Consider the following 16,306-nt stretch of genomic DNA (forward strand, 5'->3'; position numbering starts at 1 on the left):
CGCGCCAAGGCAAGGCGCGGTTTAAGGTGGTTAACGCCAACCCAATGCGGGCGCGACATGGGTCAGAAGGCTTTCAAGCACATGGGTGTTGTAATCAACCCCCAGCATATTGGGCACGGTGAGCAGCAGCGTATCGGCTTCGGCAATCGCCTCGTCCTGCCGCAGCTGGTCAATCAAGCGGTCCGGCTCATCAGCATAGCCCCTGCCGAATACAGAACGGGTCTGGTCGATAATGCCGATCTGGTCCTGATCTTTCGAGCCGTTCCCGAAATACATCCGGTCCTGATCGTTCATCAGCGCAAAGATCGAGCGCGAGACAGAGACCCGTGGCGCATGACTATGGCCGGCCTCTTTCCACGCGGCCCGATAGGCGCGGATCTGCTTGGCTTGCTGGATGTGGAAGGCCTCGCCCGTCTCGTCATCCTTGAGCGTCGAGCTTTGCAGGTTCATCCCCAGTTTCGCAGCCCATTCGGCGGTGGCATTGGAACCCGCCCCCCACCAGATACGGTTGCGCAAGCCCGGACTTTGCGGTTCCAGCCGTAGAAGGCCCGGCGGATTGGGGAACATCGGGCGGGGATTGGGCTGGGCGAAGCCTTCCCCTTCGATTATCTGCAAGAAAACCTGCGTATGACGGCGCGCCATATCGGCAGGGGTCTCGCCTTCGGCGGGCTGATAGCCGAAATGCCGCCAGCCATCAATGACCTGCTCGGGCGATCCGCGCGAGATGCCCAGTTGCAACCTGCCGCCCGCGATCAGGTCGGCACTTCCGGCATCTTCGACCATATAGAGCGGGTTTTCATAGCGCATGTCGATGACGCCGGTGCCGATCTCGATGCTGGTGGTGCGGGCACCGACCGCCGCCAGAAGCGGAAAGGGAGAGGCCAGTTGACGGGCATAGTGGTGCACGCGGAAATAGGCACCATCCAGCCCCATCTGCTCTGCCGCGACAGCCAGATCGATGGATTGCAACAGGACATCCGACGCCGAGCGGACTTGCGAGCCGCGATCGTTCGCCCAATGTCCGAAAGAGAGAAAGCCGATCTTTTTCATACGAGTGATCCTTCCGTTTCCCCTGCATGTAGGCGCGCGCAGGGCGGTGCCGCAAGGTTGCCGGATGTTCTCTCAGGCGCAGCCGATGTGCAAAGCGGGAACTGCGTTTTTTCGCGCCTAGCTGGCCAGACGTTCGGGCGGGGCGAAAAATTCGACATCTCCGGGATCAATCTGGAAGGTGCCGATTTCCGCAGCAAGAGCCTCCGTTTCCGTCCGCAAGGTCGCGATGGCGGCATTGGTTTCTTCGAACATGGCGGCATTTTTCTGTGTGGTCTGATCCAGTTCCAGGGTCGCGCCGGAGATTTCATTGATGCCGATCGTCGTCTCCCGCGTGGCCGTCACGATGCTCTCGATCCGGCTACGGATGTCATGTACACCGCTGACGATATCCGCCAAGGCCGATCCGGTGGAGTTCACCATGGAGACGCCGCGCTGGACATCCGTGCCCGAGGTCGAAATCATGTTGCTGATCTCTTGCGAGGCATCAGCCGAGCGCTGCGCCAACGCCCGCACCTCCGAGGCGACAACCGCAAAACCGCGTCCCGCCTCTCCCGCGCGTGCGGCTTCTACCCCCGCATTGAGCGCCAGCAGATTGGTCTGGAAAGCAATATCGTCAATGACCTGCAAGACGCGTTCGATCTGTGCAGACGAGCTTTCGATACTGTCCATTGCCGCGATTGCATTGACCACGATCTGGTGTCCGCGCTCGGCACGTTCGCTGATATCGCCAATGGTCTTCTGGGCCTCGTCAAGCGCTCGCGACGAGCTGGTGACCGAGGCGGACATCTCTGTCAGGGCCGAAGTCGTCTCTTCCAGAACGGCGGCATTCTTCTCCGACCGGCGCGCCAGATCGGCAGAGGCATCCGCGATTTCCTGCGTCGAGCTTTCGATGCGTTGCGAGGACGCGGAGATGGTCTGCATGGTCATCGAAAGGGCATTGGCGGCCTGATTGCTGGATTGCGCGACACGATGGAAGCTGCCGCGCAACGTATCGGGCATGCGATAGGTGAAATTGCCCTGTGCGAAGCTCCGCATCGAGGTTTCGACCTCGGTCATGCCCTGTTCGACGCAGCTGCCGATCTCGTTCAGGCCCTTGCAGAGTTCGGCCATCAGGCCTGTTTTGCCTTGGAGCGGAATGCGCTTGGTGAAGTCGCCTCTGGCGCAGGCCGTGACAACCTCGTTGATTTCTTCGGCAATCGCTTCATCTTCGGCCTGTTTCGCTGCGGCATGGGCAAGCTGTTGCTCTGCCGCAAGCTTTTCCTGCTCCAGAAGATGCTCGGCATGCTCCCGCTCCGAGAGTTCGCGCATCTGGGTCTCTTTGGCATGGGCCTCTTCCTGTCGCCGCGCGCGCAGGATGCTTTGACGGAAGGCTTCGATGGCGTCGTTGATCCGACCGAATTCGAGAATGGTCGTCTTCGGCATCTCGCTATCCATCTGACCGGTTGCCATCTGGGTCGCCCGTTGCGAGATATGGCCGACTTCCTGCGCCATTTTTGTGGAAATGCGGCGTGCGAGAAGCAGGATCATGCCACAGGCTCCAAACATCGCCACGATATTCAGCGCCAAGAGAACCATTTGATGCCGGACAAACTCTTTTGCAGAGGCCATGATATCCGCAGAAATCCCGTCCTCGAAGGTCTTCAGCATGCCGATACGTTTTGTCGTGGCATCAAAGAACTCCTGCGCGGTCACGCCTTGCGTGCTTCGGGTTTCTGGATAGGCAAAGGCGATGTCGCGCAGTCGCGCGACATCTGTGAATTCGGGGCTGTGTTCCAGCGTGTCCAGCTCGGCGGCTTGTGCCTGAGAAGAAAAATCGCGGAAAAACTCCAGGCCCATATCCTGCTGTGACACCAGTTTGTAAAGCGAGGCCAGTCGGGCCATGTCGAAACTGCCCAAGGCAAAGCCGCCCGCACCAATGGCCCGTTCGATGCCGGCGCGTTCTTTTGTGGCCATGAAAGAGGTCAATGCCCCGAGCTTTTTGGCCAGCTCTGCGCTGATCGCCAGTTTGGAAAGCTGGCCGATGATGTTGATCGCATCCGCATTGATCGTTGTATAATGGCCAAGCGCTTCGGGTATGGGGAGTGTCAGGCTATCGACCTGCGCGCGGATCTTCGCACGTTGCGCGATTTGCGCCTGAAGATTGGCATAGCTTGCCGCCAGACGCGGGGTGAAGGTGCCGGCGAGGCGGTCGCCCATCTGTGTGAACGCTTTAAGGCGTTGATCCGTCTGGCCGCGCTGCGCTGCCAGCTCGTCTTTGAACAGGCTGCCCTTGCTGCTGAGAAAGACGCTCGTCGCGCCCCGTTCCTTTTGCTGCTCGTGCACGAGATTGGACAGGGAGGACGCGAATTCCATGAGGGTGCTCAGGTTTCTGGCTTTCTGGCTGCTGGAAATCCGCTCGAAAATCATGAGTCCGGAAAGCAGGATCACGGCGAGAAGCGGGAGAACAAGCAGGCGCGAGATCTTCTGTTTCAAAGAGACATGGCGTTTCGGAGCTGACATCTGCGGATCACCTTTATTGGAGTGCTGTCAGCATTAGGCGCGATATATTAAAGTCCTCTTTCCCGCGCCGCGTGTATCAAAATGCCTCCGATTGCAGCATATTCCCCCTAAGCATTTGGAATAGAATGCAGCTTCGGGGGCTATTTTTGCTGCATCCGCGAGAGAAGCTAAAATGTAATTTATTATGTGATGCCGGCTTGGATTGCCATATCCGGCCTGTCTTCCGGCAGGGGGGCGCGTGCGACGAGCCAGCAAAGACGGGCCAAGAAGAGGGGCCAAGAAAAAAGCCCCCGTATGACCGGGGGCTTTTGAGATTATTTGATCCCGCCGAAGCAGAGATTCTTGATTTCGAGATAGTCATCGCAGCCGTATTTGGAGCCTTCGCGCCCCTGACCGGATTGCTTGATCCCGCCGAAGGGAGCGATTTCCGAGGAGATGGCACCGGTATTGATGCCCACCATCCCTGTTTCCAGCGCCTCGCCCACGCGCCATGCACGTTTGAGATCGCCGGTGTAGAAATAGCTCGCCAGACCGAATTCGGTGTCATTGGCAAAGGCGACCGCATCGGCTTCGGTGTCGAATTTGACCAGCGGTGCCAAAGGACCGAAGGTCTCTTCCGAGGCTACCTTCATCTCTTGCGTCACCCCTGCCAGCAGCGTCGGCTCGTGGAAGGTGCCGCCCAGATTGGAGCGTTTGCCGCCCGTCAGAACGGTCGCGCCCTTGGACACGGCATCGGCAATGTGATCCTCGACCTTGGCCAGAGCCGCGGTGTTGATCAGCGGGCCGGTGGTGGTGCCTTCGGTGAAGCCATCGCCCAGCGTCAGCGCGCCCATCGCCTTGGCCAGCTTTTCGGCGAAAGCATCATAGACGCCTGCCTGCACATAGATGCGGTTTGCGCAGACGCAGGTCTGACCGTTATTGCGGAACTTGGCGATCATCGCGCCTTGCACCGCCGCATCCAGATCGGCATCGTCGAACACGATGAACGGCGCATTGCCGCCCAGTTCCAGCGAGATCTTCTTGACCGTGTCGGCCCCCTGACGCATCAGGATCTTGCCCACGCGGGTGGAGCCGGTGAAGGTCATTTTGGCGACCTTCGGGCTGTCGCAAAGGGCTTTGCCGATGCCCGACGCATCCAGACCGGTGACGATGTTGAACACACCTGCGGGCACGCCTGCGCGCTCGATCAGCACCGTCAGAGCCAGCGCCGAAAGCGGCGTGAACTCGGAGGGGCGGGCCACCATCGTGCAGCCTGCGGCCAAGGCGGGAGCCAGCTTGCGGGCCAGCATCGCATTGGGGAAGTTCCACGGCGTGATCGCCCCCACAACGCCCACCGGCTGCTTGATCACAACCATGCGGATATCGGTCGCATGGCCCGGAATGAAGTCGCCATAAAGACGTTTGGCTTCTTCCGAGAACCATTCGACATAGGAGGCCCCGTACAGGACTTCGCCGCGGGCTTCGGCCCAGGGCTTGCCCATCTCGGCGGTCAGGATCGTGGCCAGATCATCGGCATTGGCCACCATCAGGTCATACAGCTTGCGCAGAATCGCGCCACGCTCTTTGCCGGTTTTCGCCGCCCAGGCCGCTTTCGCTGCGAAGGCTGCGTCAATCGCGCGTTGGGTGTCCTCGACGGTAAGATCCGGCACTTCGGCCAGTTTCTCGCCGGTCGAGGGGTTGTCGACCGTGAAGGTCTTGGCCGCAGCCACCCATTCGCCATTGATATAGGCGCGCGTCTCCAGCAGAGACGCGTCCTTCAGTTTTGCTGCGAGATCTGCGCGATCAAGCATTGGCCAGTTCCTTGGCGCCTTTCACGGCTTTCACCGCGTCGGTCAGGATGGTCATGGCTTCGTCGAATTGCGCATCCGGAATGGTGATCGGCGCGAGGAAGCGGATGACGTTGCCATAGACGCCACAGGTTAGCAGCAGCAGGCCGCGTTCCAGGGCTGCCAGACGGATCTTGTTGGTCAGCTCGGTTGCGGGGGTGCCGTCATCATTCATGAATTCTGCGGCAACCATGAAGCCCGGGCCACGCACTTCGGTCAGTTCCGGCACGATGGTCTTGAGCTCTTCCAGCTTGGTTTTCAGCTTGTCGCCCAGAAGGTTTGCACGGTCGCAGAGTTTTTCTTCCGCGATCACATCCAGCACGGCATTGGCTGCCGCGATGGCCAGCGGGTTGCCGCCATAGGTGCCACCCAGACCGCCGGGGCCTGCGGCATCCATGATTTCGGCGCGGCCAACGACGCCTGCGATCGGGAAGCCGCCACCCAGCGATTTCGCCATCGTGATCAGGTCCGCGGCCGATTCATGCTGTTCCATCGCGAAGACGGTGCCGGTGCGGGCGAAGCCGGTTTGGACTTCGTCTGCGATCATCACGATGCCATGCTTGTCGCAAAGGGCACGGATGCGGTTGACGAATTCTTTCGGTGCGGGCACGAAACCGCCTTCACCTTGCACGGGCTCCAGCACGATGGCGGCCACGCGGGCCGGATCGACATCGGCTTTGAACAGTTTCTCGATGGCATTCATGCTGTCATCGATCGACACGCCATGTGCTTCATAGGGGTAGGGCGCGTGGAAGACATCGCCCATCAGCGGACCGAAGCCGATTTTGTAGGGCGCGACTTTGCCGGTCATGGCCATGGTCATGAAGGTCCGGCCGTGGAAGCCGCCTTGGAAGGTGATCACAGCCGAGCGGTTGGTGTGAGCGCGTGCAATTTTCACAGCGTTTTCAAGCGCTTCTGCGCCGGTCGTCACGAAGACGGTTTTCTTGGCGAAATCGCCCGGTGCCAGGGCGTTGATGCGCTCTGCCAGACGCACATAGTTCTCGTAGGGGATGACTTGGTGGCAGGTATGGGTGAAGGCATCCAGCTGCGCCTTGACGGCCTCGATGACTTTCGGGTGACGGTGGCCGGTGTTCAGCACGGCGATACCGGAGGCGAAATCCAGCAGACGGTTGCCATCGGCATCCCAGATTTCGGTGTTTTCTGCGCGAACTGCATAGTGGTCGGTCAGAACGCCGACGCCACGGGCGAGGGCGGCTTTGCGGCGGGATTCGATGTCTGCGTTTGCCATGAGGGTGATCCTGTTGAGAAGCAATGATTGGAACCCAGCCTATCGGGATTTGGAAACTTAAAAAGTCTGTTTCTTGTTGCGGGTAAGGTGTTGTATACTCGTCATGAATTTGTAAGGTTTGATCAATGGTGAACACTCACAACACGACTTCTCAGGATAAGGAGCTTGGCCACAGGCTGCGCGTGATTCGAGAGCGTGCGGGGTTGTCGCAGCGCGCCCTTGCCAAAAAGGTGGCGGTGCCCAATTCGACTATCTCCTTGATTGAATCGGGAAAGATGAACCCCTCGGTCGGGGCTTTGCGTAAGATCCTTGACGGGATACCGATCAGCCTTTCGGCTTTTTTCGAATTCCAGCCCGATGCGGAACGGCAGATTTTCTATGAATCCGCCGAGCTGACAGAGATCGGCAAGGGGAAATTGTCGCTGCGCCAGATCGGCGGCACGCTGTTTGGCCGCGCGATGATGATCCTGCAAGAGACCTATGAACCGGGGGCTGATACGGGCCGTGTGATGTATGGCCACGAGGGCGAGGAGGGCGGGATCGTCATTTCGGGCCGTGTCGAGATCACCGTGGGCGAGGAACGCAAGGTGCTCGGGCCGGGGGATGCCTATTACTTCGACAGCCGTCTGCCGCACCGTTTCCGGCAGGTCGGAGCCGAACCCTGCGTCGTCATTAGCGCCTGTACACCGCCAACATTCTGACAGGAGAGGCGTTTTCTCGCCTTGTCGAGCCGCCTCCGCCTTCCATCCGCCGCCGTGGTCGTGCTGGAACCGGCCCATTCCCAGCTGCGGTCGCGCCAGTCGCAAACCTCCCGCCAGTCGCAAAGCGCCTGTTGCTATATACCCGTCCGCGCGCCCCCTGTCGTCAAGGTCCCCTGTCGTCACGGCCCCCTGACCGGAAGATGCGTTGCCTTGGGACACAGAGCGGCACGGGCGGCGGCGGCTCAGGGGCCGTCGCAGATGGGGGCCTGCACCGTGGGCAGCTGTCCGGCCTCGGCCATGAAGGCCCGAAAGCCCAGCCCGTCGAGGAAGATCACGCGGTAATGGGCGTGGCCTGTGGTCCACCACGGGTCGGGTCGGTCGATCTCGGTGATGAAGCGATGCGCGCAGGCCTGACCTGCACTGTAGGCGATGCCCTCGGGCGAGGTGCCCGCAAGCGGCATATGGATATGGCCGAAGACGATATGGCGGATGCCCTGCGGGTGGGCGGCCAACCGCGCCATCACGCGGCCCTCGTCATGCAGGCTGATCTGCCGGAAATGGCCGATGCCGTCGTCCATCGGCGGATGGTGGATGAAGATCGTGGGCGGCAATGGCCCCGCGCCTTGCAGCGCCTCATCCAGAAATTCCATCCGGTCGGCCCCGAAGATCCCGCCGATGACGCCCGCCTCATGGGTATCCAGAAAGATCAGCCGCCCGAAATCCGTGTCCTGCCAGCCCTGCACATAGCCATTTCCGTCCAGCGGATGCTCGGGGAAGGCCGCGATGAAATTCGGCCTATCATCATGATTGCCCAGCATCAGCCGCACGGGGAAGGGCACAGGCGCGAGGATCTCGCGCAGAAGGTCGTAAGCTTGCGCGTCGCCGTGATTGCAGAGATCGCCGGTGATCACCATCAGGTCGGCATCCGCATGGCGGGTCAGGATATCGTCAATCGCCGCGCGCATCTGCGCCTCGGGGTCCACCCTATTGGCCAATTGGCCCGCGGGCATCAGATGGGTGTCGGTCAGCTGGATGATCTTCATGGCTCTGCTTTCAAAGGTCATGCGGGAGGCCAGAGCCCCCCGCATCAGTTGGGTCATTCCATCAGCGCGTTGGTCTGCTCGACGATCTGCTTGAGGCCATCCTCGGGCGAGACCTCGCCACGCATGACGGTGCCGATAATGTCACGCTGGGTGCGCCAGATACGGACCGAGTCCCCACCCGGATAACCCGCCCAAGGCAGCGACTTATCGGCCTGAAGCGAGGCGGTCTTCACATTGGGATGCTCTGCGTAATAGGGCGCGAGATAGGCCTCGCCGGTGGCGTTTTTGTTGGTCGGCAGATAGCCCGTGATACGTACGATCACGTTCTGCGCCTCGGGGCCGGTGATCCATTTGAGATATTTCCACGCGGCCTCCTGCTTCGCCTTATCCTGCGTCAGGATCACCGCCGAATTGCCACCCGTCGGCACGCCGCCCTTTTCCTTGTTATCAAGCGGGAAGGTCGAGGTGGTCAGTGTGAAACGGTCACCCACAAGGCCCTCGATCGTCTGCACATGGGCAGGGGTCGAGACCATGAAGCCCGTCTTGCCCGCACCAAACTGCTGGCGTGCCTGATCCCAGTCGAAGGTGGGCGCATTGGCCTCGACCGCCATCTGACGGATCATCTTCAGCGCGTTCAGGCCGATCTCATTGTCGAAAGCCACCTTGCCGGTTTCCTCATCCACCAGCTTGCCGCCCTGTTCAAAGATCAGCGCCTGCCACAGCCAGTCATCCGGCCAGCCTGCGATATCATAGGCCATGCCCGCCATATCGGGGTGCATCTGGTGGATCTTGGCGCCAAGCGCGATCAGCTCGGGCATGGTGTCGGGCATATGCGCCGGATCGGCGCCTGCCTCTTTCACCAGCTCGGAGTTGATATAGAGGATCGGCGAGGACGCATTGACCGGCAGGCCATATTGCTTGCCATCGATCTGGCCAAGCGCCGCCATATTGGGCGAGTAGTTCTTGTCGAGGAAAGCCTGACCGCCTTCGGCTTCGATGAAGGGCCCCAGATCGGTGATCTGGCCGCGCGGCGCGAGCGTATGGACCAGTTCGGCGGTCAGGTTATAGCCCGAGAAATAGACATCGGGCAGATCGCCGGTGACGGCTGCGCGCAGCACTTGCGCCTGACCGTCGGTATAGTTGGCGGCGGGCGCGAGGAAGTTGATCTTCACATCGGGGTTGTTCTTCTCGAATTCCTCGGCCAGCGGCTGATGGAATTTCGTAAAGCCCGGCATGTTGTAGAGCACATTCAGCGTGACCTCCTGCGCCACGGCGGGAAGCGCCATCAGCAAAGCGGCAGAGGTGGCAAGCCCCGTCAGAACGGTGCGGCGGGTGGGATACATGGGAAAACTCCGGTTCGGTTGGGAGGAAACAGGCTGGGTCATTTGACGCCCGCCATAGTGATGCCCGCGATGAATTGACGGCGGGCAAGGAAGAAACAGGCGACCATGGGCGCGGTGATCAGGCAGGCACCGGCCATGAGCGCACCGTAATTGGTGCCGGTCTCGGCATCGGCAAAGAACAGCATGCCAAGCGGCGGCGGCGCGAGTTCGGTGCGGTTGACCACGATCATCGGCCAGTAGAGGTCGTTCCAATGGGCGACCACGGAAAACACCGCGAAGGCCGCAAGCGAGGGCAGCGAGGCGCGCAGCACCAACCGCCAGCAGATTTCCATTTCGGAGAAGCCATCCAAACGCGCGGCCTCGATGATCTCGTCGGGATAGGAACGGAAGGACTGGTGAAAGAGGAAGATCGCAAAGACCGACAGGAAGAACGGCGCCATCATCGCGAAATAGGTGTTAAGCATCTGCGCTTTGGCCAGCCCCACGAATAAAGGCAGCGCCAGCGCCTGCATCGGCACACAAAGCGCCGCCACAACCACCGACAGCAATATCTTGCGGCCCGGAAAGCGCAGCTTGGCCAGCGCATAGGCACAGGGTACAGCCGTCAACACCTGCACGATCAGGATGCCCGCGCAGACGATCACCCCGTTGAGCATGAACCGCGCCATGGGCACCGAAGTGGCCGCCTGATAGAAATTCTCACCGCCCGAGAAGTCCTTGGGGATCGGCCAGAGCGAGATGTCGAAAATCTCGGAAGGCGAGCGGATCGCGGTCAGCACCATCCAGTAGAAGGGCAGAAGCATCACGACCGCGCCAAGGCCCAGCACCAGATGGGGAAGGTATTTCGAGGCGCGCATCAGTAATGGACCTTCTTTTCAAGGTGGAGCGTCTGGCCAATGGAAAGCACCAGCACGACACAGAGGAAGATCAGCGTCAGCGCCGCCGCATAGCCCGTGTTGGAATAATCAAACCCCTCGAGGTAGAGCGCGTACAGCAGCGTCTCCGACCCCGCGCGGCCCTTGGTCAGCACGGCCACGGTCTCGAACACCTTGAAGGCGGAAATCGAGGTGGTCACCGTGACAAACATCGTGGTCGGGCCCAGCATAGGCCAGGTCACGGTGAGAAACCGGTCGATGGGGGATTTCGCGCCATCCAGACGCGCGGCCTCATGCAGGTCTTTCGGAATGGCGGTCAGCCCTGCCAGAAACAGCACCATATTGAAGCCCACCACCTGCCAGACACCGATCAGCGCCATGGTCGGGATCAGAAGCCACGGGGTGCCAAGAAATTGCACCGCGTCAAAGCCTGCCCAAGTAATCACGGCATTCACGGGGCCAAGCGTCGGATGCAGCAGGAACTGCCAGACGGTGGCCATGGCAACCAGAGTGGCGGTCACGGGCAGGAAATAGGCAACCTCCCAAAGCCCCCGCGTGCGCTTGCGCCCATGCACCAAAAGTGCCACGCCAAGCGCCAGAAAGATGCCGCAAGGAATAACAATCGCCGCATAAAGCACCGTGTTCCAGAAGGCGCGCAGGAAGACCGGATCATGGAAGGCTTTGGTGAAATTCGACAGCCCCACAAACTCCCAGCGGATCGCGCCCAGCTGGTAGTCGGTCAGCGAAAACCCCGCCAAGGTGATCAGCGGCAGGATATAGATCGCCAGCAGCAGCATGACGGCAGGCGCGGCAAACAGCACGCCCTTGTTGAGTTTACGGCGCGGGCGGGCGTAGGCGAGGTCTAGGGCGCTCATGCCACCACCTGCTGCCGTAGGCGCGGGGTCAGGCGCTGGCCATCCGCGCCAAAGACATGCAGCGCCTCGGGCGCAAAGCCCAGATGCACATGCCCCAAGGGCCGCGGCAAAGAGGCGCTTTGGCGCAGGGTCATCGAGAGCGTCTCGTCGGCCAGCAGGCAGCAGGTGACATAGCGGTCGGCACCATGGGTCTCGATCCGTGTGACGCGCGCAGACAGCCCCGTGGCCGCCAGATGGATATCCTCGGAACGCAGGCCCAGCGTCACCGGCCCTGCCTGACGGACACGCATGTCCATAACCTCGCCCAGCAGGCGCAAGCGGCCATCGGCCAGGCTTTCGGCGGGCAGAAGGTTGATGGTGGGCGCACCGATAAACCGCGCCAAGACGTTTATGCAGGGCGGCGAGTTCGTCACGCATATGGGCGCGCAGCTTCGCATCAAGGTTCGACAGCGGCTCGTCCATCAGGAAGGCGGCAGGCTGGCGCACCAAAGCCCGCGCAAGCGCCACCCGCTGGCGTTGCCCGCCCGAAAGCTGCGCCGGTTTACGGTCCAAAAGCGCCGAGATCTGCAGCACCTCGGCGGCCTGTTCCACAGCATGGTCGATCTCGCGCAGCACAGCGCGGTTGGCGGTCAGACGCCCGATCAGCGGCAGGCGGTCGATCAGCCGCAGCTTGCGCATCCGTAAGGGCGTTGCGATATTCTGGCGCACCGACATATGCGGATAAAGCGCATAGGACTGGAAGACCATCGCCAGATTGCGGTCGGTCGGATCGGTGCCGGTGACATCGGCGCCATTGATCGCGACGCGCCCCTGATCGGCGGTTTCAAGCCCCGCGATAATCCGCAGAAGCGTCGATTTCCCACAGCCCGACATCCCCACCAGCGACAGGAACTCGCCCGCCTGAATGTCGAGGTCGATCCCCTTCAGCACCTTCGTTGTGCCAAATCCCTTGCCGATATTCGTCAGCGTGACGGATTGGGAGGTCATGTCATGTTTCTTTAACTCTGCTTGGGCCAGCAGATGGCGAGCCAAAGTGACAATCATGCTTAGGTTTTGTGAAAGATTTCCGACAAGCGGGCGGGGTTCGCGCGGCGGGGGATGGTTTGCGCGATGCTCGCAATTTTGGCGCGAGCGGTGCTTTTGCCACAGGCGCGCAAACTTGACCGAAGGCGGCAGGGGCGGGCCGACGATTGTCATATGCGGTCAAGTCTTGGCGGGGCAGGATGGGGTAATCTGTAACAGACGCTTACCGGAGGCCCTATGCCCAGCTACCGCCATATGATCGGATCCGAAACCTTCCGCTTCGACAGCCTGACCGCGCTTCTGGCGGCGGCCAGCCCGCAACGCTCGGGGGATGAGCTGGCAGGGGTGGCCGCCGAAAGCGAGATCGCGCGGGTGGCGGCGCAGATGGCGCTGGCCGATCTGCCGCTGACCGAATTTCTGGCCGAACAGCTTGTGCCCTATGAGGAGGACGAGGTCACCCGTCTGATCTGCGACAGCCATGACCGCGCAGCCTTCGCGTCGGTGGCGCATATGACGGTGGGCCAGTTCCGCGACTGGCTACTGTCGAACGAGGCCGATAGCGCGGCGCTGAAGGCGCTGGCGCGCGGGCTGACGCCCGAGATGGTGGCCGCCGTGTCAAAGTTGATGCGCAACCGCGACCTGATTTCTGTGGCCCGCAAGATCGAGGTGATTACCGCTTTCCGCACCACAATGGGTCTGGCTGGCACGGTCTCAAGCCGCCTGCAACCCAACCATCCGACCGATGATCCGGCGGGTGTTGCGGCCAGCATCATCGACGGGCTGCTTTATGGCATTGGCGATGCGATGATCGGCATCAACCCCGCCACCGATAACGTGCCGCAGGCGATGGCGCTGATCCATCTGCTCGATGAGCTGCGCGAGCGTCACGCGATCCCCACGCAAAGCTGCGTGCTGACCCATGTGACCAATTCCATCGAGATCATCAATCGCGGCGCGCCTCTGGATCTGGTCTTCCAGTCGATTGCGGGCACGGAAAAGGCCAATCGTGGCTTTGGTGTCGATCTGGCGGTGCTGGCCGAGGCGCAGGATGCGGCGCTTTCGCTGAAGCGCGGCACCATGGGCCAGAACGTGATGTATTTCGAGACGGGGCAGGGGGCGGCCCTATCCGCCGATGCGCATTTCGGCATGGACCAGCAGACGGTGGAAACCCGCGCCTATGCTGTGGCGCGCGCCTTTGATCCGCTTCTGGTGAATACGGTCGTGGGCTTTATCGGGCCGGAATATCTGTTTGACGGCAAGCAGATCACCCGCGCGGGGCTTGAGGACCATTTCTGCGCCAAGCTGATGGGCGTGCCGATGGGGTGCGACGTGTGCTACACCAACCACTCGCATGCCGATCAGGATGATATGGACGGGTTGCTGACGCTTCTGTCCGATGCAGGCTGCCGCTATTTCATCGGCGTGCCGGGGGCGGATGATATCATGCTGAATTACCAGTCGCTGTCCTATCACGACATCCTCTACTTGCGCGAAAGTTTCGGCCTGAGCGCTGCGCCCGAATTCGAAAGCTGGCTAGAGGCGCAGGGTATCATCGACAGGGCGGGCCGGATTGCATCCACCCCCAACCGGCTGCTGGCGGAGATGACCCGTCCGGCCCTGAGCGCGTGAGGTAGGCCCATGAGCGATGATCTGACCCGCGACCCCTTTGCCCGCCTTCGCCAAGCCACCCCCGCCCGTATCGGGCTGGGGCGGTCGGGCGCGGGGCTGCCGACCTCTGCGCTGGCGTCTTTCCGGCTGGATGCGGCGCGTGCCCGCGATGCGGTCCATGCGCCTTTGGATGTGGGCGCCCTGCAGGACGAGCTTTCCGGCTTTGACACGCTGGCGCTGGCCTCGGCTGCGGCCGACCGGTCTGTCTATCTGCGTCGCCCCGATCTGGGGCGCAAACTGTCCGACGAAAGCCGCAGCGCCTTGCGGAGGGGCGGCTATGATCTGGCCTTTGTGATCTGTGACGGGCTGTCATCGGCGGCCGTGCAGGCCCATGCGGGCGCGACCTTGCGGGCCGCGCATGAGGCGCTTTCGGATCTGTCGATTGCGCCTGTGGCGATTGTCACCCAAGGCCGCGTGGCCGTGGGCGACGAGATCGGGCAGGGCTTGGGCGCCCGCATGGTGGCCGTGCTGATTGGCGAGCGTCCGGGGCTGACCGTGGCCGATAGCCTTGGCATCTACCTTACCCATAACCCGCAGCCCGGTTGCCCCGATAGCGACCGGAACTGCCTGTCGAATATCCATCTCAGTGGGGGGCAGACGCCGGTTCAGGCGGCCTCCAAACTGGCATGGCTGGTGCGCGAGGCGCGCCGACGGGGCCTGACCGGCACCAAGCTGAAGGAAGAAGCCCCCAGTCTGGCGGCTTCCGAGATCATGCCACTACCAGAACGACCAAAGGACTAAGGCCCGAACGGGTCCATAATAACCAAACAGGGAAAACATCATGTCAACTGGCAAAGCAGGGCTGTCAAAAAGCCTCAACGCCTTCCATCTCTGGGGCCTCGCCGTCGGCCTCGTGATCTCGGGCGAATATTTCGGCTGGAGCTATGGCTGGGAAAGCGCGGGCACGCTGGGCTTTCTGATCACCACGATCATCGTAGCGGCCATGTATACCGCCTTCATCTTCAGTTTTACCGAACTGACCACCGCGATCCCGCGCGCAGGCGGGCCGTTTGCCTATGCCAACCGCGCCTTCGGTCCCACGGGCGGGGCCATCGCGGGCTTTGCCACGCTGATCGAATTTCTCTTTGCCCCGCCCGCTATCGCGCTGGCGATCGGCTCCTATCTCAATGTGCAGTTTCCGGCGCTGGACCCGAAACTGGCCGCCGTTTGCGCCTATGTCATCTTTATCGCGCTCAATATCGCGGGGGTGAAGATCGCCGCGACTTTCGAGTTGCTGGTGACGCTGCTGGCGGTGTTCGAGCTGCTGGTCTTCATGGGGGTCGTTGCGCCCGCGTTCTCGGTGACCAATTTCGCAGCCAACGGCTGGGCTGGCGCCAGCGCGTTCTCGCCCGTGGCGATTGGTGGGATCTTTGCCGCGATCCCCTTTGCGATCTGGTTCTTCCTTGCCATTGAAGGCGTCGCTATGGCCGCCGAAGAGGCCAAAGACCCGCGCCGCACCGTACCGAAAGCCTATATCGCAGGCATCCTGACGCTGGTCTTCCTTGCCTTCGGCGTAATGATCATGGCGGGCGGCTCGGGCGACTGGTCGCAGCTGTCCAACCTCAACGACCCGCTGCCGCAGGCGATGATCCGCGTGGTGGGTGAAGGCAGCGGCTGGACCCATATGCTGGTCTGGCTGGGGCTTTTCGGTCTGATCGCGTCCTTCCACGGCATCATCATGGGCTATGCCCGCCAGATGTTCGCCCTGTCGCGCGCCGGTCTGCTGCCCGAGGTCTTCTCGAAGGTCCATCCGCGCTTCCATACGCCGCATGTGGCCACCATTGCAGGCGGGATCGTGGGCATCGTCGCGATCTATTCCGACAGCCTGATCTCGGTTGCGGGCATGTCGCTGACCGCCACCATCGTGACGATGGCCGTCTTTGGCGCGCTGGTGATGTATATCATGTCGATGGCCGCGCTGTTCCGTCTGCGCAAGACCGAACCCGATCTGGACCGCCCGTGGAAAGCCCCCCTGTTCCCGATCCTGCCGGCCATCGCGCTGGGGCTGGCCTGCCTCGCGATGCTGGCGATGATCATCTATAACTTCGAGATCTTCGTGATCTTCGCGGTTCTGATGATCCTCGGCACGACCACCGCCGCCCTGCTGCGCCGCAAGGAAACGGCCACGGCTACGGCGGGCGAATAAGCCGCCCT

Annotated in this window: 12 protein-coding genes and 1 pseudogene; 4 read left to right on the forward strand and 9 right to left on the reverse strand. The window is 61.6% G+C overall.

Translation table 11 applies throughout. The features are described 5' to 3' along the window. Nucleotides 1-30: 30 nt before the first annotated feature. The 4 genes from WDB86_RS17300 to WDB86_RS17315 all read right to left on the reverse strand — a co-directional run bounded on the left by WDB86_RS17300 (nucleotide 31) and on the right by WDB86_RS17315 (nucleotide 6,624). Nucleotides 31-1,050 (reverse strand): LLM class flavin-dependent oxidoreductase, encoded by a 1,020-nt coding sequence (locus WDB86_RS17300; RefSeq protein WP_341486124.1) that lies wholly within the window; start codon nucleotides 1,048-1,050, stop codon nucleotides 31-33. A gap of 117 nt (nucleotides 1,051-1,167) precedes the next feature. Beyond that, the gene (locus WDB86_RS17305; RefSeq protein WP_341486125.1) at nucleotides 1,168-3,549 is read right to left on the reverse strand and encodes a nitrate- and nitrite sensing domain-containing protein; all 2,382 of its coding nucleotides are present in this window, start codon (nucleotides 3,547-3,549) and stop codon (nucleotides 1,168-1,170) included. A gap of 314 nt (nucleotides 3,550-3,863) precedes the next feature. Further along, complete coding sequence (locus WDB86_RS17310; protein WP_330629417.1) at nucleotides 3,864-5,339, reverse strand: NAD-dependent succinate-semialdehyde dehydrogenase; 1,476 nt, start codon at nucleotides 5,337-5,339, stop codon at nucleotides 3,864-3,866. Then, a complete protein-coding gene (locus WDB86_RS17315; protein WP_330629416.1) occupies nucleotides 5,332-6,624 on the reverse strand; it encodes a 4-aminobutyrate--2-oxoglutarate transaminase in 1,293 nt (430 codons plus the stop codon). Before WDB86_RS17315 ends, WDB86_RS17310 begins: the two co-directional genes overlap by 8 nt. Nucleotides 6,625-6,749: 125 nt before the next feature. On the opposite strand from WDB86_RS17315, the gene WDB86_RS17320 reads away from it, so the two are divergent. After that, on the forward strand, nucleotides 6,750-7,325 hold the full coding sequence (locus WDB86_RS17320; RefSeq protein ID WP_330629415.1) for a cupin domain-containing protein: 576 nt from the start codon (nucleotides 6,750-6,752) through the stop codon (nucleotides 7,323-7,325). A 242-nt stretch (nucleotides 7,326-7,567) separates the two neighbouring features. Here WDB86_RS17320 and WDB86_RS17325 read toward each other — a convergent pair whose 3' ends face one another. From WDB86_RS17325 to WDB86_RS17345, 5 genes and pseudogenes are all read right to left on the reverse strand, one after another. Then, nucleotides 7,568-8,425, reverse strand: coding sequence for a phosphodiesterase (locus tag WDB86_RS17325; protein WP_341486126.1), 858 nt, complete (start codon nucleotides 8,423-8,425; stop codon nucleotides 7,568-7,570). After that, on the reverse strand, nucleotides 8,422-9,711 hold the full coding sequence (locus WDB86_RS17330) for an ABC transporter substrate-binding protein (RefSeq protein WP_341486127.1): 1,290 nt from the start codon (nucleotides 9,709-9,711) through the stop codon (nucleotides 8,422-8,424). The genes WDB86_RS17325 and WDB86_RS17330 overlap by 4 nt, the downstream gene beginning before the upstream one ends. Nucleotides 9,712-9,749: 38 nt before the next feature. Further along, nucleotides 9,750-10,568, reverse strand: coding sequence for a carbohydrate ABC transporter permease (locus WDB86_RS17335; protein WP_341486128.1), 819 nt, complete (start codon nucleotides 10,566-10,568; stop codon nucleotides 9,750-9,752). Continuing rightward, nucleotides 10,568-11,461 carry a sugar ABC transporter permease gene (locus WDB86_RS17340; protein WP_341486129.1) on the reverse strand — a complete coding sequence of 298 codons (894 nt, stop codon included), beginning with the start codon at nucleotides 11,459-11,461 and terminating at the stop codon, nucleotides 10,568-10,570. The genes WDB86_RS17335 and WDB86_RS17340 overlap by 1 nt, the downstream gene beginning before the upstream one ends. After that, nucleotides 11,458-12,448: pseudogene (locus tag WDB86_RS17345) on the reverse strand (ABC transporter ATP-binding protein). The gene WDB86_RS17340 and the pseudogene WDB86_RS17345 overlap by 4 nt, the downstream one beginning before the upstream one ends. A gap of 273 nt (nucleotides 12,449-12,721) precedes the next feature. On the opposite strand from WDB86_RS17345, the gene WDB86_RS17350 reads away from it, so the two are divergent. Genes WDB86_RS17350 through eat form a run of 3 tightly spaced genes read left to right on the forward strand, consistent with a single transcriptional unit; the run spans nucleotide 12,722 to nucleotide 16,298 of the window. After that, nucleotides 12,722-14,113, forward strand: a complete 1,392-nt coding sequence (locus WDB86_RS17350) for an ethanolamine ammonia-lyase subunit EutB (protein WP_341486130.1) — start codon at nucleotides 12,722-12,724, stop codon at nucleotides 14,111-14,113. Nucleotides 14,114-14,122: 9 nt separating this feature from the next. After that, nucleotides 14,123-14,893 carry an ethanolamine ammonia-lyase subunit EutC gene (eutC, locus tag WDB86_RS17355; RefSeq protein WP_341486131.1) on the forward strand — a complete coding sequence of 257 codons (771 nt, stop codon included), beginning with the start codon at nucleotides 14,123-14,125 and terminating at the stop codon, nucleotides 14,891-14,893. A gap of 40 nt (nucleotides 14,894-14,933) precedes the next feature. Continuing rightward, complete coding sequence (gene eat, locus WDB86_RS17360) at nucleotides 14,934-16,298, forward strand: ethanolamine permease (protein WP_341486132.1); 1,365 nt, start codon at nucleotides 14,934-14,936, stop codon at nucleotides 16,296-16,298. Nucleotides 16,299-16,306 lie beyond the last annotated feature (8 nt).

The organism is Thioclava sp. GXIMD4215 (assembly GCF_045291555.1).
In the GTDB taxonomy this organism is placed as follows: domain Bacteria; phylum Pseudomonadota; class Alphaproteobacteria; order Rhodobacterales; family Rhodobacteraceae; genus Thioclava; species Thioclava litoralis.

Coding starts and splice junctions, on each gene's coding strand:
- WDB86_RS17305 (WP_341486125.1), bottom strand. CDS start 3,549: ATGTCAGCTCCGAAACGCCATGTCTCTTTGAAACAGAAGATCTCGCGC.
- WDB86_RS17325 (WP_341486126.1), bottom strand. CDS start 8,425: ATGACCCAACTGATGCGGGGGGCTCTGGCCTCCCGCATGACCTTTGAA.
- eutC (WP_341486131.1), top strand. CDS start 14,123: ATGAGCGATGATCTGACCCGCGACCCCTTTGCCCGCCTTCGCCAAGCC.
- WDB86_RS17310 (WP_330629417.1), bottom strand. CDS start 5,339: ATGCTTGATCGCGCAGATCTCGCAGCAAAACTGAAGGACGCGTCTCTG.
- eat (WP_341486132.1), top strand. CDS start 14,934: ATGTCAACTGGCAAAGCAGGGCTGTCAAAAAGCCTCAACGCCTTCCAT.
- WDB86_RS17315 (WP_330629416.1), bottom strand. CDS start 6,624: ATGGCAAACGCAGACATCGAATCCCGCCGCAAAGCCGCCCTCGCCCGT.
- WDB86_RS17330 (WP_341486127.1), bottom strand. CDS start 9,711: ATGTATCCCACCCGCCGCACCGTTCTGACGGGGCTTGCCACCTCTGCC.
- WDB86_RS17350 (WP_341486130.1), top strand. CDS start 12,722: ATGCCCAGCTACCGCCATATGATCGGATCCGAAACCTTCCGCTTCGAC.
- WDB86_RS17300 (WP_341486124.1), bottom strand. CDS start 1,050: ATGAAAAAGATCGGCTTTCTCTCTTTCGGACATTGGGCGAACGATCGC.
- WDB86_RS17320 (WP_330629415.1), top strand. CDS start 6,750: ATGGTGAACACTCACAACACGACTTCTCAGGATAAGGAGCTTGGCCAC.
- WDB86_RS17340 (WP_341486129.1), bottom strand. CDS start 11,461: ATGAGCGCCCTAGACCTCGCCTACGCCCGCCCGCGCCGTAAACTCAAC.
- WDB86_RS17335 (WP_341486128.1), bottom strand. CDS start 10,568: ATGCGCGCCTCGAAATACCTTCCCCATCTGGTGCTGGGCCTTGGCGCG.